This window comes from Pseudalkalibacillus sp. SCS-8 (genome assembly GCF_040126055.1).
Lineage (GTDB): Bacteria > Bacillota > Bacilli > Bacillales > Fictibacillaceae > Pseudalkalibacillus > Pseudalkalibacillus nanhaiensis.
In genome coordinates, this window is record NZ_CP143541.1 from 2938678 (window position 1) to 2962296 (window position 23619).

24 protein-coding genes and 2 riboswitches are annotated in these 23619 nt (G+C 43.3%); of the genes, 6 read left to right on the plus strand and 18 right to left on the minus strand.

Going from position 1 to position 23619, the window contains the following annotated elements; all coding sequences use genetic code 11:
- Window positions 1-139: 139 nt before the first annotated feature.
- Window positions 140-652 carry a phosphatidylglycerophosphatase A gene (locus tag V1497_RS15255; protein ID WP_349410848.1) on the plus strand — a complete coding sequence of 171 codons (513 nt, stop codon included), beginning with the start codon at window positions 140-142 and terminating at the stop codon, window positions 650-652.
- A 36-nt stretch (window positions 653-688) separates the two neighbouring features.
- Here V1497_RS15255 and V1497_RS15260 read toward each other — a convergent pair whose 3' ends face one another.
- From V1497_RS15260 to V1497_RS15270, 3 genes are all read right to left on the minus strand, one after another.
- Window positions 689-1462 carry a TIGR01457 family HAD-type hydrolase gene (locus V1497_RS15260; protein ID WP_349408375.1) on the minus strand — a complete coding sequence of 258 codons (774 nt, stop codon included), beginning with the start codon at window positions 1460-1462 and terminating at the stop codon, window positions 689-691.
- Window positions 1463-1597: 135 nt separating this feature from the next.
- The gene (locus V1497_RS15265) at window positions 1598-2041 is read right to left on the minus strand and encodes a DUF86 domain-containing protein (protein WP_349408376.1); all 444 of its coding nucleotides are present in this window, start codon (window positions 2039-2041) and stop codon (window positions 1598-1600) included.
- Window positions 2042-2066: 25 nt separating this feature from the next.
- A complete protein-coding gene (locus tag V1497_RS15270; protein ID WP_349408377.1) occupies window positions 2067-3347 on the minus strand; it encodes an EAL domain-containing protein in 1281 nt (426 codons plus the stop codon).
- A 198-nt stretch (window positions 3348-3545) separates the two neighbouring features.
- Between V1497_RS15270 and glpX the strand changes: the two genes are divergently transcribed.
- From glpX to V1497_RS15285, 3 genes are all read left to right on the plus strand, one after another.
- Complete coding sequence (gene glpX / locus V1497_RS15275) at window positions 3546-4514, plus strand: class II fructose-bisphosphatase (RefSeq protein ID WP_349408378.1); 969 nt, start codon at window positions 3546-3548, stop codon at window positions 4512-4514.
- A gap of 11 nt (window positions 4515-4525) precedes the next feature.
- Window positions 4526-4798, plus strand: coding sequence for a DUF3055 domain-containing protein (locus V1497_RS15280; protein ID WP_349408379.1), 273 nt, complete (start codon window positions 4526-4528; stop codon window positions 4796-4798).
- A 389-nt stretch (window positions 4799-5187) separates the two neighbouring features.
- A complete protein-coding gene (locus V1497_RS15285; RefSeq protein WP_349410849.1) occupies window positions 5188-5415 on the plus strand; it encodes a hypothetical protein in 228 nt (75 codons plus the stop codon).
- Between the two features lie 19 nt (window positions 5416-5434).
- Here V1497_RS15285 and V1497_RS15290 read toward each other — a convergent pair whose 3' ends face one another.
- Entirely contained in the window at window positions 5435-5803 is a 369-nt protein-coding gene (locus V1497_RS15290) for a YutD family protein (protein ID WP_349408380.1), read from the minus strand.
- A 110-nt stretch (window positions 5804-5913) separates the two neighbouring features.
- Here V1497_RS15290 and V1497_RS15295 point away from each other — a divergent pair, with 110 nt between their 5' ends.
- Window positions 5914-6549: a YhcN/YlaJ family sporulation lipoprotein gene (locus V1497_RS15295; RefSeq protein WP_349408381.1), complete on the plus strand. Its 636-nt coding sequence runs from the start codon at window positions 5914-5916 to the stop codon at window positions 6547-6549.
- A 245-nt stretch (window positions 6550-6794) separates the two neighbouring features.
- On the opposite strand, the gene lipA is transcribed toward V1497_RS15295, so the two are convergent.
- Window positions 6795-7694, minus strand: a complete 900-nt coding sequence (gene lipA / locus V1497_RS15300; RefSeq protein ID WP_349408382.1) for a lipoyl synthase — start codon at window positions 7692-7694, stop codon at window positions 6795-6797.
- A 286-nt stretch (window positions 7695-7980) separates the two neighbouring features.
- Here lipA and V1497_RS15305 point away from each other — a divergent pair, with 286 nt between their 5' ends.
- Window positions 7981-8976, plus strand: coding sequence for a M23 family metallopeptidase (locus V1497_RS15305; RefSeq protein ID WP_349408383.1), 996 nt, complete (start codon window positions 7981-7983; stop codon window positions 8974-8976).
- A gap of 48 nt (window positions 8977-9024) precedes the next feature.
- Here V1497_RS15305 and V1497_RS15310 read toward each other — a convergent pair whose 3' ends face one another.
- From V1497_RS15310 to sufC, 13 genes are all read right to left on the minus strand, one after another.
- On the minus strand, window positions 9025-9132 hold the full coding sequence (locus tag V1497_RS15310) for a methionine/alanine import family NSS transporter small subunit (RefSeq protein WP_349408384.1): 108 nt from the start codon (window positions 9130-9132) through the stop codon (window positions 9025-9027).
- A gap of 1 nt (window position 9133) precedes the next feature.
- On the minus strand, window positions 9134-10648 hold the full coding sequence (locus tag V1497_RS15315) for a sodium-dependent transporter (protein ID WP_349408385.1): 1515 nt from the start codon (window positions 10646-10648) through the stop codon (window positions 9134-9136).
- 304 nt (window positions 10649-10952) lie between these two features.
- The gene (locus V1497_RS15320; RefSeq protein WP_349408386.1) at window positions 10953-12527 is read right to left on the minus strand and encodes a Na+/H+ antiporter NhaC family protein; all 1575 of its coding nucleotides are present in this window, start codon (window positions 12525-12527) and stop codon (window positions 10953-10955) included.
- A gap of 126 nt (window positions 12528-12653) precedes the next feature.
- Window positions 12654-12839: riboswitch (Lysine riboswitch) on the minus strand.
- A gap of 84 nt (window positions 12840-12923) precedes the next feature.
- On the minus strand, window positions 12924-13718 hold the full coding sequence (yunB, locus tag V1497_RS15325) for a sporulation protein YunB (protein WP_349408387.1): 795 nt from the start codon (window positions 13716-13718) through the stop codon (window positions 12924-12926).
- Window positions 13719-13796: 78 nt separating this feature from the next.
- The gene (locus V1497_RS15330; protein WP_349408388.1) at window positions 13797-14102 is read right to left on the minus strand and encodes a YunC family protein; all 306 of its coding nucleotides are present in this window, start codon (window positions 14100-14102) and stop codon (window positions 13797-13799) included.
- 66 nt (window positions 14103-14168) lie between these two features.
- On the minus strand, window positions 14169-15569 hold the full coding sequence (locus V1497_RS15335) for a bifunctional UDP-sugar hydrolase/5'-nucleotidase (RefSeq protein ID WP_349408389.1): 1401 nt from the start codon (window positions 15567-15569) through the stop codon (window positions 14169-14171).
- 59 nt (window positions 15570-15628) lie between these two features.
- The gene (locus tag V1497_RS15340) at window positions 15629-16480 is read right to left on the minus strand and encodes a DUF72 domain-containing protein (protein WP_349408390.1); all 852 of its coding nucleotides are present in this window, start codon (window positions 16478-16480) and stop codon (window positions 15629-15631) included.
- A gap of 307 nt (window positions 16481-16787) precedes the next feature.
- A complete protein-coding gene (msrA, locus tag V1497_RS15345; protein ID WP_349408391.1) occupies window positions 16788-17258 on the minus strand; it encodes a peptide-methionine (S)-S-oxide reductase MsrA in 471 nt (156 codons plus the stop codon).
- A 118-nt stretch (window positions 17259-17376) separates the two neighbouring features.
- A riboswitch (SAM riboswitch) is annotated at window positions 17377-17498 on the minus strand.
- 394 nt (window positions 17499-17892) lie between these two features.
- Window positions 17893-19290 carry a Fe-S cluster assembly protein SufB gene (sufB, locus tag V1497_RS15350; protein WP_349408392.1) on the minus strand — a complete coding sequence of 466 codons (1398 nt, stop codon included), beginning with the start codon at window positions 19288-19290 and terminating at the stop codon, window positions 17893-17895.
- Window positions 19291-19395: 105 nt separating this feature from the next.
- Window positions 19396-19845 (minus strand): Fe-S cluster assembly sulfur transfer protein SufU, encoded by a 450-nt coding sequence (gene sufU, locus V1497_RS15355; protein ID WP_226547077.1) that lies wholly within the window; start codon window positions 19843-19845, stop codon window positions 19396-19398.
- Window positions 19835-21055, minus strand: a complete 1221-nt coding sequence (locus tag V1497_RS15360) for a cysteine desulfurase (protein ID WP_349408393.1) — start codon at window positions 21053-21055, stop codon at window positions 19835-19837. The genes sufU and V1497_RS15360 overlap by 11 nt, the downstream gene beginning before the upstream one ends.
- The gene (sufD, locus tag V1497_RS15365; RefSeq protein WP_349408394.1) at window positions 21052-22371 is read right to left on the minus strand and encodes a Fe-S cluster assembly protein SufD; all 1320 of its coding nucleotides are present in this window, start codon (window positions 22369-22371) and stop codon (window positions 21052-21054) included. The genes V1497_RS15360 and sufD overlap by 4 nt, the downstream gene beginning before the upstream one ends.
- A 19-nt stretch (window positions 22372-22390) precedes the next feature.
- Window positions 22391-23179 (minus strand): Fe-S cluster assembly ATPase SufC, encoded by a 789-nt coding sequence (gene sufC / locus V1497_RS15370; RefSeq protein WP_349408395.1) that lies wholly within the window; start codon window positions 23177-23179, stop codon window positions 22391-22393.
- Between the last annotated feature and the right edge of the window lie 440 nt (window positions 23180-23619).

A 23619-nucleotide genomic window follows, 5' to 3' on the forward strand; every position in this document is an offset into this window, starting at 1 on the left:
TTTTATAAGTAGTTTATGAAGAAACTGGGTGGAGTGTTTATCATTTATACGCAATTTTTGAATTTGTTCATAACATAACCTAAACACCATATACTAAAAAAGCATTCAGAAGGACTAAAACAGATAGGGGACATATATGATGCCAGAACAAAATAATACTCCTGAACCGCAAAGCAAGGTTGAGCAGAAAGCACGAACATGGTTGAAAGACCGCGGCGTATCTGAAGATGACATTGCTGAACTTGTCTATTATCTTCAAAAGCAATATCATCCAGAGCTGACTCTAGAAACGTGCAAGCATAATGTCGATCGCGTACTTGCTAAACGTGAAGTACAAAATGCGATTCTAACAGGGATCCAACTCGACGTTCTTGCTGAGGAAGGTAACCTTGAGGAGCCTTTACTTAGCATTTTAAGAAAAGATGAAGGGCTCTATGGAGTGGATGAAATCATCGCCTTATCCATCGTCAACATCTATGGATCAATCGGTTTTACCAATTATGGTTACATCGACAAGCAAAAACCAGGCATTTTAAAATACCTTAATGATAAGTCAACCGGCGAGTGTCATACATTCCTCGATGATATTGTAGGAGCGATTGCAGCTGCCGCTTCCAGCCGCCTTGCCCACAGCGCTTCAAATTCCGAGTAGAGTTGGTTTAGAAATCATCCAACTCTACTGCCATTTCTATTCTTTATGGACATCCCACAAATCGAGTGAATCGACGGTATATGTCGGCCGCTCATCCGGCGATATATCATCGACCTGTCTCGTTACCCCTGTATACACTAACAACGTATCAATCCCTGCATTCCTACCAGCTAGAATATCCGTGTGATAATTATCACCAATCATTAGGACGTGCTTTTTCGGTAGGTTCAGTTTCTGCATGGCCAATTCCATGATGATCGGTTCTGGTTTGCCAATGAAGACAGGATCAACTCCTGTTGATACAGCTACTACAGAGGTTAGCGCACCATTACCTGGAACAAGCCCACGATCTGTTGGAAAGGCGACATCCTTATTCGTCGAGAGCAATTTAGCTCCTTTCCGGACTGCCAAACAAGCTGTTTCCAGCTTCTGATACGTAAGACTCCGATCAATCCCCATAACAACGTAATCTGCTTCTTCATCTTCAACGATTTCACAGCCAGCACCTTCCAACGCATCCCGAAGACCTTGTTCGCCAATCATGAAGATTTTTGCCTTCTTCGTTTCACGTCTTATGTATTCCGCAGTAGCCATGGAAGAAGTAAATACATGCTCAGGTTGTGCAGGAACCCCGAATTTTTGTAAACGTTCCGTCACCTGTTGGCGTGTGTTTGCTGAATTGTTGGTAATGAAAAGATAAGGGGTTCCGTTCTCCTTCAAATCCTTTACGAAATCTACTGCTTCCTGGATTTGCTCTTTTCCCCGATACATCGTTCCGTCTAAGTCAATCAAATAACCTTTATATTTCATCGTTCCGTTCCTCCTGATCCATTTCATTTGTCGCAGGGTTCAACCTCACCTAAAGGGTTCCCTAAATGTCTTAACGGTATTGCTCCCCCTTTTAAGAACAAGAAAAAGCCACCAGTGAAGGTAGCTTGTACATGTCTATTCTTCTGGAAGGAAAGCACTTACCGGGCCTAATTCCTCTGTCAGGTATGTCCTTACCTGCTGAGGGAACGCCTTCATCGCATCTAAATTCTCCGTCAATGTTTGATGAACATGAGAATGATCGATCCGTGTGTAGGCTTGGACGAGTGGTTTACGAAGGGCGATGACTTTTTTGAGCTGATCTGCATGATCAGCCGGTACGACCTTCTCATCCTCTAAAATATCGATAATATCCTCATAGCTTCCTGGATCCCTCATGATGAATCCATCAATCATGCTGTTTCCTACATCCAGCATCGATTCAACCAGCATATGTGCAATTCGCTCGAGTGAATACATATCCTTTTTGCTCTCATCAAAAGTAGCATTTTCGAGGGTTTCCAAACAGTCACCCATGAATTGCAAGTGCTCTTCGATTTTCTTTCTATCAACAAAATACATCTTTCTCACCTTACTTCTCTTCCTTTTAGACTGAAGGGGTCGGAATCAGCCTTGGACGGGCAAAATAGAATCCTTGGACCATATGAACGCCGTTCCTTTTCATGACAGATGCTTCTTCTGCAGTCTCAATGCCTTCTGCTACAACGAGGGCATCCGCTTCCTTCGCAATAAGCAGCAGACCTTGCAGCATGGACTCTTTCAGCTTGTTCCCATCAATATTTTCAATTAATGAGCGATCTATTTTAATAATATCAGGACGGAGAGAAGAAATCGAATTTAAGCTAGCATAACCTGCCCCTGTATCGTCAAGGGCAATCCTGATCTTCCTTTCACGAAGTCCTTCGATCGTTTGTTTGAGATGAGGATATCGGTCAATCGATTCCCGCTCCGTAATTTCGAACACGATCTGAGCAGGATTGATATAAGAATTTTCAGCGATAATCGCATCTACATCCTCAATGAAATGTTTGTGCGCAATCGTCATCGGTGTCACATTGATAAACAATGTTTCGTGACCTTTCATCTGACGGAGAGCTTTTCTGATCACTAAAAGTTCAAGTGGATACAACAGGTTCGTTTGACGTGCCATGCTGAACAGCTGCAACGGATTTTGATAAATCGTATCCTCAGGCCCTCGCGTCAATACTTCCCAGGCTGTCACCTCCAACTGCTCAATGTCGATGATCGGCTGGGAATATAAATCTATATTTTCCCGTTCAATAATGTCCTTTATTTCATGTAGCATCAGGTTGTACTTTCCACCTAGACCCTTCTTGGCCATAACAAGTGCTTTCTGATAGGCACTTAGAAAAGTATGAAAGGGATTATCCGTTTCGTCATCCAATACCATATATCCAGTAAGAAAACTGTCTTGGTCCTCTTCTTTATAGGCGAAGAAATGTTTATTTATATTTTTCTTTATTTGTTCTATGTAGCTTTCAATCAGGCTGATGACCTGTTGTTCAGAGTCCAGTGATAGCAATAGGACGATATCATCCCCCCAGAATTGTTGCAGGAAGAGGATCTCTTCATCCTTTACTGTTTCGGTGACTACCTTCTTGAACTGTTGCCGGATGTCTCTTTCAAATTGTTGGACATACACCCTTCCGAATTGCTCGATTTGATGCTTATAAGTCTGCACATCAAACACGATTACGGCAGTCGTATTATCCTTTTTGTAGGCTTGATTCAAGATTGAGATGACCGGATTCCTCAACCAAAAATGGGGTGGGAAAAACCTGAGGCTCTGATTTGTTGCAAAAAGGTGCTTGAAAAATGCAAGCCATTCTTTCAGTTGATTGTTCAAGATTTACTCACCTCATGTCCTGCACCATAGTCCTTTTAGTGTACCATAAAAAATTGAATATTCTTATTATCGAAGAAATATTTTTCTATTCGACAAATCCTTGTTATCATAATAAGAGCTTAATGTCATACAAATCAGGATTTATCACGCGATTTAGTATAGAACATTTTTATATTTTTCACACTAAGGGGGAAGAAGATGGATCGTGAATTAGCATTAGAAATTGTAAGGGTTACTGAAGCTGCCGCTCTTGCTTCGGCCCAATGGATGGGACGAGGTTTGAAAAATGAAGCAGACCATGCTGCGACCACAGCAATGAGAGCGATGTTCGATTCTGTCAACTTGAAAGGAACTGTTGTCATCGGGGAAGGAGAGCTGGATGAAGCCCCTATGTTATATATTGGCGAAGAAGTCGGTACCGGTCATGGACCTGAAGTCGATATCGCTGTTGATCCTCTGGAAGGCACGAACATCGTCGCCAAGGGACATCCCAATGCAATGGCTGTCATAGCCATCGCTGACCGAGGCAGTTTATTGCATGCCCCTGATATGTATATGGAAAAGCTCGTAGCAGGAAATGCGGCTGCTGGGAAGATCAGCTTGCTGGATCCTATCGAAAAGACGATGGATATCATCGCTGAAGCGAATAATAAACGCATGCATGATTTGACAGTAATTATCCAAGAACGTCCGAGACATGATGAGCTCGTGGATCGAATCCGGAAAAAAGGCGCACGTGTGAAATTATTCGGTGATGGAGATGTGGGAGCTGCCATTGCAGCTGCTATGCCGAATACTGGAATTGATCTCTTCATCGGTACAGGTGGAGCACCTGAAGGTGTTATTTCTGCCGCGGCCATCAAGTCCCTTGGTGGGGAAATGCAAGCAAGACTCGTTCCACACAACGATGAGGAACGAGAACGATGCATCAGGATGGGCCTTGAAGATCCGACTCAGTTGTTGTTCCTAGATGATCTTGTACGAGGTGACGATGCCATTTTCGCAGCAACCGGAGTAAGTACAGGTGAACTTTTGGAAGGGGTTCGTTTCCTTTCTGGCGATCAGGTCGAAACGGATTCGATCGTGATGAGAGCGAAAACGAAAACGATCCGTTCAATTAAAGCGCAGCACCATTTAGACCACAAGCCGAATCTGGTAATGGAATAGGAGTGTAACATATGACTGAACGCTTTTTTCTTTATGATGATGTAGAAGAGACGAAAACACGCTTTGTAAGCTTCATGGGCGATAATCAGCGGTTCGATCTTGCTATTACGAAAACAGACCGCCACTATGGGAAATCGCTTGTTTTGGACATTCAAGGCGGACGATTTGCAATTATCGGACGGGATGATTTGGAAGAGCCCGGATACCTTGAGCATGCCTTCAGCTTGAATGAAGAAGATGCCCAAGAATTACGCGAGTTCTTAGAAGAAGACGTACTTTCTTGATGGCTTTGTTGAAAACATTGTGATCTAGCTTTGTTGATTGAAGCGTAAAGGTGCGAGACTCCAGCGGGAAAATCGAGCCAGGCAAGACCCCACAGTGAGCAATTAAGGAGCTTCGACTTAAATCCACAACGACTTGTGGTGACCATGCTTGCGAACGAGGAGGCTTGCGGTTCGCCTGCGGAAAGCGAGCAGCCTTTTAGAGAAAATTAACAAAGCCTCACAACAAATTGTAAGCTTTTACTACTGTAGGCACCACTTCTACTGGGCAAGCTAAGGTTGGATGGCTTTTATGTCATCCAAATGCCTAGAAGGAGTGGTGTCCTTTGGCTAGAAGGAAAGGGTATCGAAAAGAAACCGAACAATACACGGACTTCTCGAACGTTGAGACGATGCACCGTTACGTCTTACCCGAAGACTTACCTGAAGGACCATATGGTTCTCCTGTGAACACAGCCCTTGGGAAGACCACACCATTTGATGAGGATCAGCGCTATTACAGTGCCTTCAACTACGAAAACAAGTCCTTACATCAAAACATCCCACGACAATTCCCAGGAGCTCATCCTACCCATGATGATCCAAACCGAAATGAAGAACCACCTTATGGGCTTTCATAAAAAAAAGGGACTGACAATGTCAGCTCCCTTTTTCTGATTTATTCGTTTGCTTTTGCTTCTTATTTGATTGATTGTTGTGACCATTTGAATTGTTATTCGATGATTTGCTTTTCACCTTTTTAACAATGAAATATGGGCAGCCGAAATTACAGAATTCAAGTAAGTACTCAGGGGCGGAACTGATCTTCGTCTCAAAATTGGCTTTATCACTCTTATCTTCAAAAAATCCACGCAGGCGCAATTGATTGTAGCCCCAATCGCCTACAATGTAATCGTATTTATGTAAAATTTCACTGTACCGAGATGTAAATTCTTCCTCATTCCAACCGTCACGATAGTTTTCAATGACTTCATAATGGTTCCCATTTACGACGCAAACCAATTTCATCACTCCATTTCCCATAACCATTTTATCATGTTTTCGGTCCGTATGCGCAAGTTCTATCTGTATAACCATATCTATTCCAGCAAAATCTATATCTAGGAGGTGAATGTAACTTGAAAAAATTCATAATTGCTGGACTGACTTCTGCTCTCTTCTTCCTCCCTGCATGTGGTATGGATAAGGGAGATTATGATGGTGCAAATGGAAATGGGGTGAATCCAACAGTGGATGCACGAGATCGTGCTGGTACTCCTGGAAAGACACCTGAAGATGCCATAAATGACTATGGATACACTCGTATTCAAAGTCCTAGCGATGACCGACGCCCAATGACCATTTCCCCACAAATTGATAAAAAACAGCTTTCCAACATCATTTCACGAATGATTATGCAATTCCGGGAAGTAAAGGATGCAGCTACACTTGTAACAAGTGACAAAGTACTTATCGTTTACGACGCTAAAACCGAAGACCGCAACAAAACAGCGGACATGGTCAAGAAAACCGCACTGTCTGTCGTTCCCCGCTGGTTCCATGTCTATGTTTCTGATGATATCACATTATTTGAAGATTTAGAGCGGTACAAAAATCTTGATGAGTCCACCCTTCATGTAAAAGCGAGTATCGACGCCCTTGTAAAAGAGATGAAAAAGTCTCCACAAGGAAAACGAATGAGCGGCTATGAAGGCGAAGCAGGCGAAATGGACGATGAAATGTTGGACAAAGACCTTAACGGGAAGATGAAATAAGGGAAAGATGGTGATTCTGTCCGCCATTTTCGATAAAGGTTAAAATGGAGGACAGAAAAACGCTGATTCTGTCCTCCATTTTGAAGAACGACGAAAATGAAGGATAGAAAGACGCTAATTCTGTCCCCCATTCCCAGAAAGACCAAAAATGAAGGACAGAAAAACTCATTCTGTCCTCCTATCAAAGAAAAGGGGCTGATCAATAGGATGAATGAACATCCTGTTGAGTCAGCCCCTTGTTATTTTTATTGAGCACCTTTCTGACGTTGAGCAGATGCCGCATTTACCTGTTCATCGGCATGGTAGGAAGAACGTACCAATGGACCAGCTTCACAGTGGCTGAATCCTTTGGACATTGCAATCTCTCTCAACTCAGCAAATTCGTCAGGGTGATAGTACTTTTTGACCTTCAAGTGCTTTTTCGTTGGTTGTAGATACTGTCCAATCGTAATGATATCTACATTGTTTTCACGTAGGTCATCCATTGTTTGGATGATTTCTTCCTTCGTTTCACCTAGACCAATCATGATACTTGATTTCGTAGGAATATCCGGCTGCATTTCTTTTGCACGGCGAAGGAATTCCAATGAGCGTTCATAGGTCGCACGAGCACGAACCCTTGGTGTCAATCGCTCAACTGTTTCAATGTTATGATTCAGGATGTCCGGACGCGCATCCATCAACGTCTTCAAGTTTTCATAATTCCCCATCATATCAGAAGGTAACACTTCAACTGTACAGAACGGGTTAGCACGACGAACCGCGCGGACGGTCTCTGCATAAACACCTGATCCACCGTCCTTCAGATCATCACGAGCAACAGCTGTAATAACCGCATGCTTAAGACCCATTAGACGGACAGATTCCGCTACACGTTCAGGCTCTTTCAGGTCAAGCTCATTCGGCAAACCTGTTTTGACTGCGCAAAAACGGCAAGCACGCGTACAAACATCTCCCAAAATCATGAATGTAGCAGTTTTACGCTCAGCCCAGCACTCGTGAATGTTCGGGCAACGTGCCTCTTCACATACTGTATGTAGGTTATTCTCACGCATCATCTTCTTAAGGCCTGTATAGTTATCATTTGTATTTAATTTGATTTTGAGCCACTCGGGCTTACGAATGTGTTCTTCTTTTTTCGCCATCTTACTCACTCCAATGTTGGATTCGTTTTTAGAAATTCGGTACTGGGTTCAATGTACTCCGACCCCATTAATCCAATCCTTTACTACTGTATCATATCCTGCGTTCAAGTTCCATTATCCGCACTGCAAGTACCTTTTCCAACATTTGATAGTCATTAATTACCTCTTTCAATACAAACTAACATTATGATCAAGAAAAAAGCTTCTCGTATGTAAGAGTGGTGGAAGAAAGGAATCAAACACTTTCTTTACACGTAAAAATACAGGAAAGGACTGGACTCCCTGTATGAAAAAACTTGTATGGATCATCATTTTCATAATAGGATTTAGCTTCTTCGTAGCAGAAGTATCGTTCGCAAAAACGACTTACCAGAAAGAAGATGTCGCAAGGTACGCCCTATACCATAAGATGGAGGCACTGACTTCCATTCCATGGTATTATCTTGCTGCAATCGATCAATACGAACGGTCAATACGTCGAGCACAAAAGGATCGGCCAGAGGAAGAAGGACTGATTGGCATTTATTACTCCCCGCTACAATGGGTCGGACCTTTGAACCCGAATCTGGATGATAAAAACGCAAATACCATTTCGCTTTTCGGTGGTGTTGGCCTTGATGGAAATAACGATGGTATTGCAGACCGGAACAATGACGAAGATATCTTATACACGTTCGCCCATTACTTACAGTCCTATGGTTTTGATGAAGAAAATGTCAAAATCGGTTTATGGGATTATTACCAACGGGATAAGACCGTCGACATCATCATGGGAATTGCAAAAGTGTATAACGAGTATCAAACGTTGAGTTTGCATGATCGTGCCTTTCCTGTTCCTATCCGTTCCAATTATAGCTACAGAAGTACATGGGGAGATCGACGTGGTTTCGGTGGGTTGAGAATCCATGAGGGCACGGATATTTTTGCTAATTACAGCGTGCCTGTACGAGCGACAACATACGGAGTTGTTGAAATGAAAGGCTGGAACCGTTTTGGCGGCTGGCGTGTTGGTATCCGGGATTTGAATAACGTTTACCACTACTATGCTCACTTGAACGGGTTTGAAAAAGGGATCGAAAAAGGATCCGTTGTAAAGCCGGGACAAACGATAGGTTATGTAGGCAGCTCCGGGTACGGACCACCGGGGACACAAGGTAAGTTCCCTCCCCATTTACATTACGGTATGTACCGGGATAATGGTTACAGTGAATGGTCATTTGATCCCTACCCTTATTTAAGAGCATGGGAAAGACAAGAACGTACGAATAACCGTAAAAAGTAAGCCAATATAAAAAGATGTACCGCGAAAACGCAGTACATCTTTTTTCCATTATTTATTCTGTCTTGAAACTCTGATTGCATTTCCGATACTGAGGGCTAGTCCACCCCAGATCACTACTGCCCCAATCACGAACATGACAATTGCTGATCCTGACATATTAGCCTACCTCCTTGTCCTCGGCATCGACATCGATGTTCCATCGACGTGCCGCAAATAAGAATCCAGCTACAAGTGTCAATCCAAGTGCTACCCAGCCGTATGTCACAAGGAATGAGAGCGGGTAAGTGCCATCTCCATACGGACTTACAATATCGGTATACACATTCTTGATCATCATGAAACCGAGAAGTAATGGTGTGATGATTGTCAGACAGATGACCCACCAGCTACCAAGACGAATGTCAGAAAGCTCATTCGCATATCCTTGCAGGTATTTCACCTTACGGAATACCCAAGCGATAAGGATAACTTCTACAAGTCCGGATAATCCGACACCCATGGAAAGGACGAAATGGTCGACAACATCAAGCAGCCATAGTCCTCCCTTAGTCGCATATAGGATGGAGATCAATGCAGAAAGACCTCCACCGATCGCAACCGCTTTTGTACGGGAAATGTTGAACTTGTCCTGGAATCCGGCAATATACGTCTCACTGATTGAAATCAATGAGGATAGACCGGCCAACACAAGTGATGTAAAGAACAAGAAACCGAATAATTCATTGAAAGCCGGCATTTGGTTGATGATTGCAGGGAAGACTGCGAAAGCAAGTCCTACACCATCTGTCGCAACCTCGCTGATATCTACTCCAGATGCTTTAGCCATGAAACCTAACGCACTGAATACCCCGATACCTGCGAGTAATTCAAAACTGGAATTACTGAAACCAGTGATAAAGGCATTGTTCGTAATATCCGATTTTTTCGGTAGATAACTTGAGTACGTAATCATGATGGCAAATGCAATCGACAAACTGAAGAAGATTTGTCCGTATGCATCAATCCACACCTTAGAGTCACCGATACGACTCCAGTCCGGTTTGAATAATGCGTCTAATCCGATGCTTGCACCATCCAGCGTCAATGCGCGAATGACAATCATCAAGAAAAGTACGATAAGTGCCGGGATGAAAATTTTGTTCGCAACTTCAATTCCCTTCTTAACACCTTTAAATAAAACGCCAAGCGTAATCACCCATACGATTAACAACGGAATGAAAACATCAGGAACGATTCCACCTAAAGTACCAGGATCCACGTCTAGCGCCCCAAGGTAATTCTGAAGTAAGAATCCTTCCGTGTCATCTCCCCAAGATAACTTAAAGGAGAAGAATGCGTAAGCTAATGCCCAAGCGATAATAACGGCATAATACGTCGAAATAACGAATGATATGAGAACTTGCCACCATCCTAGCCATTCAGCTTTCTTGTTGATTCTTCTGAAAGTAAGTGGTGAAGATCCTCTGTAGCGATGACCCATTGTGAATTCTAAGATCAAGATTGGAATACCAGCTGTCAGCAGGGCAATCAAATACGGTAAGAAAAAAGCCCCACCACCATCTGCATATGCGATATAAGGAAAACGCCAAATATTTCCTAGACCGATTGCAGATCCAACAGCTGCTAGAATGAAGCCTGCTCTTGTGCCCCATTGTGCTCTGTTGTTCTCCATGTTAGCTCCTCCATTCTATTTGATTTTGTGACATAAGTCATAATAAAAACCTTTTGTCTTTTCTGACTATTTCGTCTATAAGTATAGCGAGTCAATTTGGACGTGTCAAAGAATTTTCAAAAAAATTAGTGATATCTATCTACATTAATTTTTTCCAGTATTAGTATGATATGACTACACTCTTTTACAGTTATGTAACAGTTTATCCAAATGTAGATCCCGCTAAGCACTTTTAAAAAACAAAAAAGCCTGAGGAATTGTACAATGACAATCCTCAAGCTTTCCTTTTCATTCAAATCTGAATTTACTCTGAAATGGTATCTACTTTCACAGCGCCCATGTTCCTTAGTACAAAGGCCACTCCCACCATCAGAACTATGGAGATTAGGAGTGAAATCGTAATGCTTTGTGTAAAGCCAAGAATGATAAATCCGATCGAGCTGACAATAGCAGCTAGAATCGCATACGGTAATTGCGTCATCACATGGTCGATATGATTGCTCCCCGCACCGGTGGACGAAAGAATCGTTGTATCGGAAATCGGTGAGCAATGGTCACCAAAGACGGACCCAGCCAACACTGCAGCTAATACCGGCAACAGATACGTGATATCCGTTGCAGCAGCGATTTCTCCTGCAATCGGAAGCATGACACCAAAGGTTCCCCAAGAGGTTCCTGTCGCAAATGCCATGATTCCTGAAATCAAGAACAGCAATACAGGCAGATACGCAAGATTGATGTTTCCGTCTACGATTCCGGCAAGGTATTTCCCTGTTCCGATCTCATCAATAATAGCCACAATCACCCATGCAAAGAGCAGAATATAAATGGCCGGAAGCATGGACTCGATTCCTTTCCAAATTCCTGTTCCAAAGTGTTTAGACGGGAGACCCTTCGTTAAGAATAAGATGACGATGACAGCAAGTCCGACTAGTCCACCGTAGACAAGTGATTTCGCTACATCTGTATTCTCGAACATCGAGAGAATCGTAACTTCCCCTTCTGTTGCTTGTGCACCCGTATAAAGCATCGCGGCAACAGTCCCGATGATCAACGCGACAATCGGCCAGATCAAGTCGCCAACTTTCCCTTTATCACTTTCAGGAAGATCGGACTGTTCTCCTGGAACCGCTTTGTTGTCCGGGTTTAAGACTTGTCCTTTGTTCACAGCACGTTCTTCATGTGTCTTCATGGAAAAGAGATTAATATTGAAAAGAGCTGTTGCAAACACGAGCAGCAAGGCAGCTAATGCATAAATATTCATTGGGATCATTGTAACGAACGCTTCTAATGCTCCGATATTGGTCACTTCATGTGTGACAAGAATGGTCCCGATCAATCCGATGATGTAAGCACCCCAGCTGGAAACAGGGGAAATGACACAAACAGGTGCAGCTGTAGAATCGATATAGTATGCAAGCTTCGCACGTGAAATTTTATGGCGATCTGTCAACGGACGGCTGACATTCCCGACCGCAAGTGAATTGAAATAATCGTCGATAAAGATGATGATACCAAGTACGATCGTCAATATTTGAGCGCCGACGCGGGTTTTCACCTTCTTGATTGCCCATTCTCCGAATGCGCGGCTTCCTCCCGCAATGGCGATGAGTGACGTCATGATTCCTAAAATCAATAAGAACAATAGAATGAAGACGTTCCATGTATTGACTTCCCATCCACCGGCATCGTTTTGAACCACAAATATGCCACGGACGATTTCAAAGATTTTCATACCACTTGCCGGAACATTGAAATCATGAAGCATGAGCGCTCCTACCACGATACCCGTACCGAGTGACAGTAACACCCTCCTTGTCAATGCCACCATCAGCAAGGCCAAGAGCGGCGGTATTAATGAATAAATTGTGTTCTCCATTGTCACTAACTCCTCCTTTTTTAAAACAGAAGAGTGGTCTCTTCTGAGTACCCCCAATACAATAAAAAAAAGGCAACGATAGATAGAAAATAACCTATCGTTACCTTTGTAACGGTTATCCCCCATCGATCACGTAGTTCTCCACTATTCAAACTTTCCCGAACAGTGACAGTGCAGTACTTATTCAGTACAGCCCCAACCAGGATTGATTTGACGGTCTTCCCTGGCTTCGGCAATGAACCCTTTCGCTGATGATCATTGATGTCATACTCCCATCAGGCTACTCTTGTTCCTTGCTCCACTACCTCATCGGATGATAAGGTTTATTATTTTGTTTGCGCCAAGTACTATTATACTAAAACCTCTATAATAATACAAGCCATTCTGTTTTCAGGATCACGGTTGATCGCTATCTTTCTTATCATCCCCCACATTCGGTGTGATTGGAACAACTGGCTGAGCACCGGTTCCGGTTCCGTGGTGATAATAGTACGGTACATCCAACGGTATGAATTCAGACATGACCAGGATGTTCGTCTTAATGATCTTCTCTTGGGTCTCGAATGGAACGATGACCCGGACCTTGACGACGACTTCAATCCATCCTTTTAACTTTACATTATTAATACCGGCTTCTTCTGTGGCTTCAATATAATCCGTCTGTACACTTCCAATTACCCTGAAACGAACCGGTATATTAGGTCCTAAGTTCGCAAGCAAGGAATTGTTCGTAGCCCGCCCCAATGGAATCTTCGTTATGATTCCATTTTGATGTTCGTTTTCCCGCTCTACTTCAACACCAGCAAAATTAGCAAAATCCGGTTTTTTTCCGTTTTCAATCTGCTCAAGTAAGGATTGGACATTTGCTGTAGCCAAGGACTGGATTTCGTTGACGACCTTTGGGTCCGTACTCACTGAAGCTACCCGTTGATCGCGATCATATCTGATGACGACGAGCCCTTTCGTTTTCCCTGAATCAACGATCCTGTTCTTGATGGCACTTTGGATAGCAAGCTGAGCAATGTCCTCGGTTTCTGTTTCAGCAATTTTCATAAGAGCTGGTTGGATTCCACGATCGACAAGCCACAATGCTTGAGCCGTGAGGAGTATGAAAATAATGAAAGAAATGATGAATACATATTGAAAAGGAAGCGGTCCTCTCCCTCGGGGACGTCTTCGTATCCGCCACATTAAAATACCCCCTATCTATTGCTATATGTATGCAATGAATGGGGGTTGTATCGCTATTTATTTTACAGGCAACCATTCTCATTGAGCCATTTTGAGAAGAGCTTCCCGTCCTGTCGTCCCTTTCGTGATTCCGATCGCTTCTGCCTCCAGTGTAACGGATTCCAGAGGGGCTTCTAATAATTGATCAAGCGTACGGACGCCTACTGCTCGGCCAGCGATTATTTTACGCTCTGCCAATTTTTCATTCAAAAGAGCTACATCAAGCGCTCCGCACATGATATACCCTTTATCATTACTGATTGACATGAAATTCGTCTTCGGTAAAGCCACGGTCACCCCGGTAAATAAATGCCCATCGATTTCGATAGGTGTCACCGTAATCATCTTCTTCACGCTCCTTTACTCTACTATGAATATGTTATAGCAGAAAAAAGCGTGTTGGCGCTTTGCCTATCTTTCAAGGGTTTTTAGCTTCCATGCAAGAACGTCCCGGATCATTTCAGGTAGAAAATATTCTTTCTTTTCCGCATATGCGACGGATGGCAACAGGCGGCCGAACGTGAACATGTCTACGGTACCGACCGTATAAATCCGCTCTTGCTCAAGCGGCTCCCCGTTTATGAAAATCCTTCGCACATGGTATTCGCCGTCTTCCAGCAAGCGCCCTTCGGTTTCCACACCATCGAAAATCATCTGGCCGATGACCTTTCCACGGAACCCAAGCCCTTTAATCTCAAGATTGACAAGCTCCTTCGTCATCGCTTGATGGATCATTTCTTTCAAGTACTCTCCTTTTAAAAGGAGCTTACAAGGATTTATTGGGTGAGGACATACGCGATGAAGATCTCCCTTCGTCACTGGTCCAGCGTTTAAAGGCTCTAAGAGGAGGCCGGCATTAATCATACCTATTTCGGTGTTACACCATTCCCGAATTGCTTCCGAAAGTAAGGATGTAAATGAGGATTTCTTAAACCACTCTAAGTCGAGGGGCTCTTCAAGAACGGTTACGACTTCTTGTAACTGATGTCGAGCAGCTTCCTTTAATTGATGGAGGTGCCGTTCGCTTTCTTCATCAGGTATCTGATTCCGGATGTCGATTACTTTCGCATTCACATGGTGGATTTTCTTTTCATCCTCCTTCCAATCAATTTCCATATGTCCGACGTAAAAACCAAATTTTCCGGCTTGCCCGATCGTGATGCCTTTCGATGATCGGATCCCATCGGGTAAGACATGATGCGTATGTGAACCGAGGATGATATCCAGCTCATCCACCTCTTCAGCAAGCTGTTTGTCCGCTTCAAGACCGAGGTGAGACAAGAGAATAAGGATATCAACCTGATCCCGGATTATTTCCGCAAACTCTTTAATCGTATCGTAAGGATCAAGAACGTCCCAATCCAACAGTTCATAATAAGCCTTGAAAGGAGCCGTTGCAGCAATGACTCCTATTTTCAAACCGTTTGGTAGCGTATGAATGTCATATGGCTTAGCCCAGTGCGGACGTTCACCGAATTTATCCTTCAGATTCCCGAGCACCACTTGGAAATTTGCATCCTTATATAGAGCATCCAGCTGAGCTTTTGAAAAAGTGATTCCTTCATTATTTCCGATCGTTGCGTTCAAAAATCCGGCCTCATTCATGAGCTGAACATTCCCCTGGCCTTCCGTCCCTTCTGTCAAAGGATGGACGCGATCCGCATGATCTCCAATATCAAATCGGATGACATGCTCACCGTTTTGATTATGGATCTGTTGCCGTTCCTTCAGAAAGCTCATGATTTTCGGCCACTGTTCGAGGTGGCTATGTAAGTCATTTGTATGATACAGATGGAGCTTTACGTTGCTCAATGTATCATCTCCTTTGATGGTTCTTTAAAGTATTTTTGACGTAAAGATGTAAGACTCATTTAGAAGAGATCAAGCTGTCTCGGAGCAAGTCCTTCATAATCAATGCCTAATAGCTCAATCATCTGTTTTGCATTGTCAGCTGCATCTCCACCTGAATTATTGTTGAAAAGGACCGTTAAATCATGCCCCGGTTTATGGAGGTTGAGAAGCTTTTCCTTCCATTCTATGAGTTCATCTTCAGAATAACGATAAAGATATCGAACATCTCGCCAATCCTGGTTGTTTCTGCCTTTCTTTTGCCAGCCGTGCACATTTCGACCATGGAATCGGATCAATGTTTTTTCCGGGTGAGTAGGTTCAAGTACTGTTGGAACAGACCCTGTACCAGCTTGTGGTTCATCACAAATACTATGGATCCAGCCCTCTTCCTTCATGAATTCAAGTGTCCGATCTTTGAAGGATGGGTGGAACCAGGACTGATGACGGAATTCCAAGGCAACTGGAATATCGCCCATCTTTTCCTTGGCGTCCCTTAAATGTTCAACATTTTCACGGTTGCAGTCAAACCAGGGAGGATATTGGAACAGCACCATCTTCAGTTTCCCAGCATCCTGAAGAGGTTTAATAGACGTTTTGAAAAGCTCGAACATTTCTTCAGGCCTCTCAAACGGAATGTCCCCTCTCGTATGCCCTGTCATTCCTTGATACGCCTTCACAACAAAAGAAAAACGCTCAGGAGTATCCTTCACCCACTTCTGATAATTCTTAACCGGTTGAATAGCATAAAAGGACGAATCGACCTCTACAGTCGGAAAGAAGCTGCTATATGTTTTCAGTTTATCTGTCGCTCTGATATCAGGTGGGTATAGCGAGTCGTGATCGCCCCAACCCGTCACTCCGATCTCAATCATACACACGTACCTCTCATATTTTAATTCGTTACTTTTATTTTGAGTTGTCCACACAAAAAGTGCAAGTATTTGAATGGTAAGAGGGTCTTTCAATAGCAATATAAAAAGAGCTCTTATTGATTAAGAGCTCTTTCTCACCCTAAGTTACCGAACGCAGCCATGCTTAGGGATATCAAGATGACGATTCCTGTTGCAAGAATCAGGTATTGAATACGTAACATACTTTCCCTAGCCCTTCGTGTTCATATTTACTATATACACGATTCGGCCAGCTGAACCTCTGCGTAAGGGTCATTTATAAAATTCATTAGATTCCACAAGCGGCAGAACCATTCTTTTGAAAATACTTCTGATGATATTCCTCTGCTTCATAGAAATTAGAAGCTGGATTTACTTCTGTCACGATCGGAAGCTTGTAAACTTCTGCTTCGACCAGCGATTTGATTTTCGCTTCCGCTTCGCATTTCTGAGCTTCATCCGTGTAAAAGATCACCGAACGATATTGATGGCCAATATCGATCCCTTGACGATTCACAGTTGTAGGGTCATGGATCTCAAACAGTTTGTTCAGTAATTCTCGATAGGTGATGATGTTAGGGGCGAATTCGATCTTAATCACTTCCGCATGTCCCGTGCCTCCAGCTTTTACTTGTTCATAAGTCGGGTTTTCTACAAGTCCGCCAGAATACCCTACTCGCGTAGAGATCACTCCTTCAATTTGTTCAAAAAATGCTTCCACTCCCCAAAAGCATCCTGCACCAAATAGCGCTGTTGCCATTACTCATCTTTCCTTTCAAAATAACGAAACTTCTATCGAGAGTTTATTGGTTCGTACCCAAAATAAGAACCCTTTTCTTATCCAGTAAGAAAAGGGTTCGTTAGTATCATAAACGATCCTCTCATCTTCTAGGATAGTTGACTATCCTACAGGAATTGGCACCGTTCTCCTCAATCACAAGATTGATTCGATGGTTGCCGGGCATCAAAGGGCCAGTCCCTCCGCCTCTCTGGATAAGAAGTTTTCATTATTCATTTGAATTTGATTTAATTAGAATCTTACTACGTTTCGATAACGTTGTAAAGGATTTTTTCTCGTAAAATTATAGCGTTAAATTAGCTTGTTTCAGTAGTACATTTATTTTATGAACAGAGGTGGTTATGTGTGATTTTTCTAAGTAGAATTTCCACAAAAAATATATTCGTCCCTCATTTAACTTTTTTCTAAATTTTGGGGACGTTAAAGCCTCTTTAAGATCCATCATTTTCCGCTTTTCTCAATTTCGAGGACGTTAGAACCTCTTTAACGTCCTCCATTATACTTTTTTCTCAATTTAGGGGACCTAATGTAAACTCTCCTCCTCTTACATATAAAAAAACCCTGGCATTATCCATGCCAGGGCTTATCAACATTGTTATCCGATTGAGCCTTCCATTTCGAACTTGATCAGTCGGTTCATTTCGACTGCGTATTCCATTGGAAGTTCTTTTGTGAATGGCTCGATGAAGCCCATTACGATCATTTCTGTTGCTTCTTCTTCAGAAATTCCACGGCTCATGAGATAGAAGAGCTGCTCTTCCGATACCTTCGAAACCTTCGCCTCGTGCTCAAGGGAAATGTTTTCGTTCAGGATCTCATTGTATGGAATCGTGTCAGAAGTCGACTCGTTATCCATGATCAGCGTATCACACTCAACGTTCGAGCGAGCACCTTGTGCTTTGCGTCCGAAGTGTACGATACCGCGGTATGTTACTTTACCGCCGCCTTTGGAAATGGACTTCGATACGATCGTGGATGACGTATTCGGAGCCAAGTGAATCATTTTCGCACCAGCATCCTGGTGTTGACCTTTACCAGCGAGTGCGATGGACAACGTCAGACCACGTGCACCTTCACCTTTCAAGATGACTGCAGGGTATTTCATTGTCAGCTTGGAACCAATGTTACCATCGATCCATTCCATCGTTGCGTTCTCTTCAGCTACAGCACGCTTTGTAACAAGGTTGAATACGTTGTTTGCCCAGTTTTGGATCGTTGTGTAACGGCAATATGCGTTTTTCTTAACAACAATCTCAACGACTGCACTGTGAAGTGAGTTCGTTGTATAAACCGGTGCCGTACAACCTTCAACATAGTGTACAGATGAATCTTCGTCTGCAATGATCAATGTACGCTCGAATTGACCCATGTTTTCAGAGTTGATTCGGAAGTACGCTTGAAGTGGTGTCTCACATTTTACACCTTTAGGTACGTAAATGAAGGATCCACCAGACCATACTGCAGAGTTCAATGCTGAGAACTTGTTATCAGATGGAGGAATCGTTTTACCGAAATGCTCTCTGAAAAGATCTTCGTTCTCTTTAAGAGCTGTATCCGTATCTTTAAAGATGATTCCCATGTTTTCAAGGTCTTCTTGCATGTTGTGGTATACGACCTCAGATTCATACTGAGCGGATACACCAGCAAGATATTTCTGCTCTGCTTCAGGGATACCGAGCTTATCAAACGTACGCTTGATTTCTTCAGGTACCTCATCCCATGAGCGCTCAGACTTCTCAGACGGTTTTACATAGTAAGTGATGTCATCGAAGTTCAATTCTTTCAAGTCTCCGCCCCATTGAGGCATTGGCATTTTATAGAACTGTTCAAGTGATTTCAAACGGAAATCGAGCATCCATTGTGGCTCGTCTTTCATACGTGAAATTTCACGAACGATTTCTTCCGTCAATCCGCGCTTGGATCTAAAGATCGAAACGTCTTTGTCTTTAAAACCATATTTATATTCGCCGATCTCTGGCATTTTCTTAGCCATCGTTCAATCCCTCCTTAAAGGATACATACATCCAGAGCCAGTTGTGTACGTTGTGTCTATACCTCTATTGTAAGGGGCATAGGAACAAATAACAACCAGAGTTCCTTATTCCTCTTCGTTCTCTTTCTGTTCAACACTCTTCTCCAGTGCCTTCCATGCAAGAGTTGCACATTTGATACGTGCAGGGAATTTCGATACGCCTTGAAGAGCTTCCAGATCGCCAAGATCCAAGTCGCCTTCATCATAATCGTTTCCGAGCATCATCTCAGAGAAGATTTTTGAAATTTCAAGTGCTTCGTCAACCGGAAGTCCTTTGATGGTTTCTGTCATCATCGATGCAGAAGCGAGGCTGATGGAACAGCCTTCCCCTTCAAACTTCGCATCCTTGATTTTTCCGTCCTCCACTTGCATGGATACTTGGATCCGGTCTCCACATGTCGGGTTGTTCAAGTTGAACGTCAGAGCGCCATCATCTTCAAGCTCCCCTCGGTTACGAGGGTTCTTATAATGGTCCATGATGACCTGACGATATAGCTGATCTAGATTAGAAGACATGACCAAAATACTCCTTTGTTGTCTTTAGTCCATCGACCAGAGCGTCTACATCTTCTTTCGTATTATAAAGATAAAAGCTAGCTCTAGCAGTCGCTGTAACATCAAGCCATTTCATTAATGGTTGGGCACAGTGATGTCCTGCACGTACGGCAATCCCTTCCGCATCAAGTACGGTCGCAACATCGTGTGGATGGACATCATCAATGTTGAATGTAACCAGCCCTGCACGATTCTTCGGCCCGTATATTTTCAAGCCTTCAACAGCTGACATACGTTCCATCGCATAGGTGACCAGTTCATGCTCCATCTTCTCGATTTCAGTGCGGCCAACCTGTTCCAAGAAATCGATGGCAGCACCCATGCCGATTGCACCTGCAATGATAGGCGTACCTCCTTCAAACTTCCAAGGAAGGTCCTTCCACGTCGATTCATACAAGCCGACGAAGTCAATCATCTCACCGCCGAATTCGACTGGTTCCATTTTTTCAAGAAGCTTCTTTTTGCCATAAAGTGCACCGATTCCAGTCGGTCCGCACATTTTATGAGCAGAAAAGACGTAGAAATCACAATCAAGTTCACGTACATCCACAGCCATATGAGGAGCAGCCTGTGCTCCGTCAACAACCATGACAGCACCGTTGCGGTGAGCGATTTCTGTGATCTCTTTGATTGGATTAATCGTACCTAGAACATTTGATACGTGCATGATCGATACAATTTTAGTATGTTCTGTAATTGTGTTTTCAACATCTTTTAAATCAATTGTTCCATCCTCTTGAAGAGGAATGTACTTTAATGTCGCACCTTTTTCCTTTGCAAGCTGCTGCCAAGGAATGATGTTACTATGGTGCTCCATCGGCGTGATGACGATTTCGTCACCCTCACCGACATTAGCACGACCATAACTTCCAGCAATCGTGTTGAGCCCTGTGGTCGTTCCTCTTACAAAAATCACTTCTTCCGTAGAGGAAGCATTGATGAACCGTCGGACTTTCTCACGAGCGCCTTCATAACTGTCTGTCGCACGAGTCCCTAACGTATGAACACCACGGTGTACGTTAGAGTTGTCATTTCTGTAATAGTGCTCGAGGGTTTCAATGACCGAAATCGGCTTTTGTGAAGTTGCTGCACTGTCCAGATAGACAAGCGGTTTCCCATTCACTTCTTGGTTGAGGATTGGGAATTGTTTGCGAAGCTCATTCGCAATCATTTGTTGACTTTCCCTTCGATCACTTCTGTCAACATCTTCTTCACACCCTCGATTGGAAGTTCGTTTACGACTGGTGCAAGGAATCCATGGATGACTAGACGTTCTGCTTCTTGTCTAGAGATCCCTCTACTCATAAGGTAGAACATTTGGATTGGATCCATGCGTCCGACTGAAGCTGCGTGTCCAGCTGTTACATCGTCTTCGTCGATCAGTAGGATTGGATTCGCATCTCCACGCGCTTTGTCACTGAGCATCAATACGCGTTCAGTTTGTTCACTGTTCGCTTTTGTTGCACCGTGTTCAATTTTCGCAATACCGTTGAAGATGGAGCTTGCATTTTCCTTCATAACCGCATGGGCAAGAAGTTGCGCATCCGATTGTTTACCCCATTGGTTTACACGGATGACGAAGTTCTGCTTCTGGTCACCACGGCCGACAGAAACGGTCTTCGTATCAGCAGCAGATCCGTCACCAACAAGGTTTGTCGTGTTATCTGAAATGGTGTTTCCATCGTTCATCTGACCGAGCGCCCATTCGATTTTTCCATCACGCTCGACATGTCCACGACGGTTCACATACGTCGTCATGCCTTTTGCGAAGTTATCGACAGCACCGAACTGTACGCGTGCATTCGGGCCAGCGTAAACTTCTGCAACGATGTTTGCTACTGAAGCTTGATCATCGCTATGAGAAAGGTAGTTTTCTACATACGTAACGGAACTGTTATCTTCTGCTACAACCAGTACGTGGTTGAACAGAGATGCTTCTCCATCTTCCTGTACGAAAACAGATTGAAGTGGTACATCAACTTCAACGTTTTTTGGTACGTATACGAAAACTCCGCCATTCAATAGAGCAGCGTGTAGTGCAGTCAAACGGTGCTCATCGATTTTCACAGCTTGATTCATGAAGAATTTCTTCACAAGATCGCCATGCTCTTGTACAGCTGTCGCGATATCTGTGAAAATGACACCCTTATCTTTCAAATCTTGAGAAAGCTGTTGGAAAGCAGGAGTCGAGTTACGTTGTACGATGAAGTTATCTGTACGGTCCTCTTTCCCGATCAAATTCAAAATATATTCAGGAAGGTCATCCACTTTTTCAACTTTAGATGCTTTTACAACATGCTGAAATTGAGTGAAGTTCCAGTTGTCGATCTTCGTTTTCTCCGGCTTCGGCATCGGTAGGCTTTCAGCCAGTTCCAATCCACGAAGACGAAGTTCCGTTAACCATTCTGGTTCATTTCTTTGTTTCGAAAAGTCACTTACGTATGATTGATCGAAGGCAATCTTCGTTTCGTTCGTTTCCACTGACATATAAATCCTCCTTCAAAGCCTATGCTTGTTCTGCGCTCACAGTTTCGTCTTCAATTCCGAGTTCTTCTTTAATCCAGTCGTAACCTTCTTCTTCTAGGCGTTGAGCAAGCTCAGGTCCGCCAGATTTCACGATACGACCTTGCATCATAACGTGTACTTTATCTGGTGTGATGTAGTTCAATAGACGTTGATAGTGCGTGATGATCAAGCAACCAAAATCAGGGCTGCGCATGTCATTGACACCTTTGGAAACGACTTTCAATGCGTCAATATCTAGACCAGAGTCGATCTCGTCAAGAATTGCGATCTTCGGCTCAAGCATCAACAATTGAAGAATTTCATTACGCTTCTTCTCACCGCCAGAGAAACCTTCGTTCAGGTAACGTTGAGAGAATGATTCATCCATGTCGAGAAGCTCCATCTTGCTGTCCATTTTACGGATGAACTTCATTAGTGAAATTTCATTTCCTTCTTCACGGCGTGCATTAATAGAAGAACGTAGGAAGTCTGCGTTCGTTACACCGCTGATTTCACTTGGATATTGCATTGCTAGGAATAGACCCGCTTTCGCACGCTCGTCTACTTCCATTTCAAGCAGATCCTCACCGTCGAACGTCACTTTTCCTTCTGTGATTTCGTACTTAGGGTGGCCCATCAATGCAGAAGCAAGTGTAGATTTACCTGTTCCGTTTGGTCCCATTACTGCGTGGATTTCTCCACCGTTTATTTCAAGGTCAAGACCTTTGATAATTTCTTTTCCTTCAATGGAAACATGTAGATTTTCGATCTTAATGTTTGGTGCAGTCATGACTTAACCCTCCAATTTCGTATTTCAAATCAATTTACTCCATTTAACATTGTAACGAAAAACAACACAAAAATGAAATAATCCTGATTCTTTTTCTTTATTATCATTCTAATTTTAAAACAAATCAAATCAATTCTCAACAAGACACTCGGAAATATGGGCATAAATAACTCGCTAATTGAGAATGAATGCGACTTATTGAAAGCGACAAGCCTATTAACACGGCTTTTAAGAAGGGAGAAGAGTAATGTGGGATGAAGGACATCTCTGCTGTTTTCTGGGGTCGTTTTGTCCTTCATTCCTTGGATGAAGGACATTTCCGCTGTTTTCTTGGGTCGTTTTGTCCTTCATTCCCTGGATGAAGGACATTTCCGCTGCTCGCTTAGTCTGATTTGTTCTTCATCGCCCTTATGAAGATCTTTTCTGCTTCTTTTCGCCCT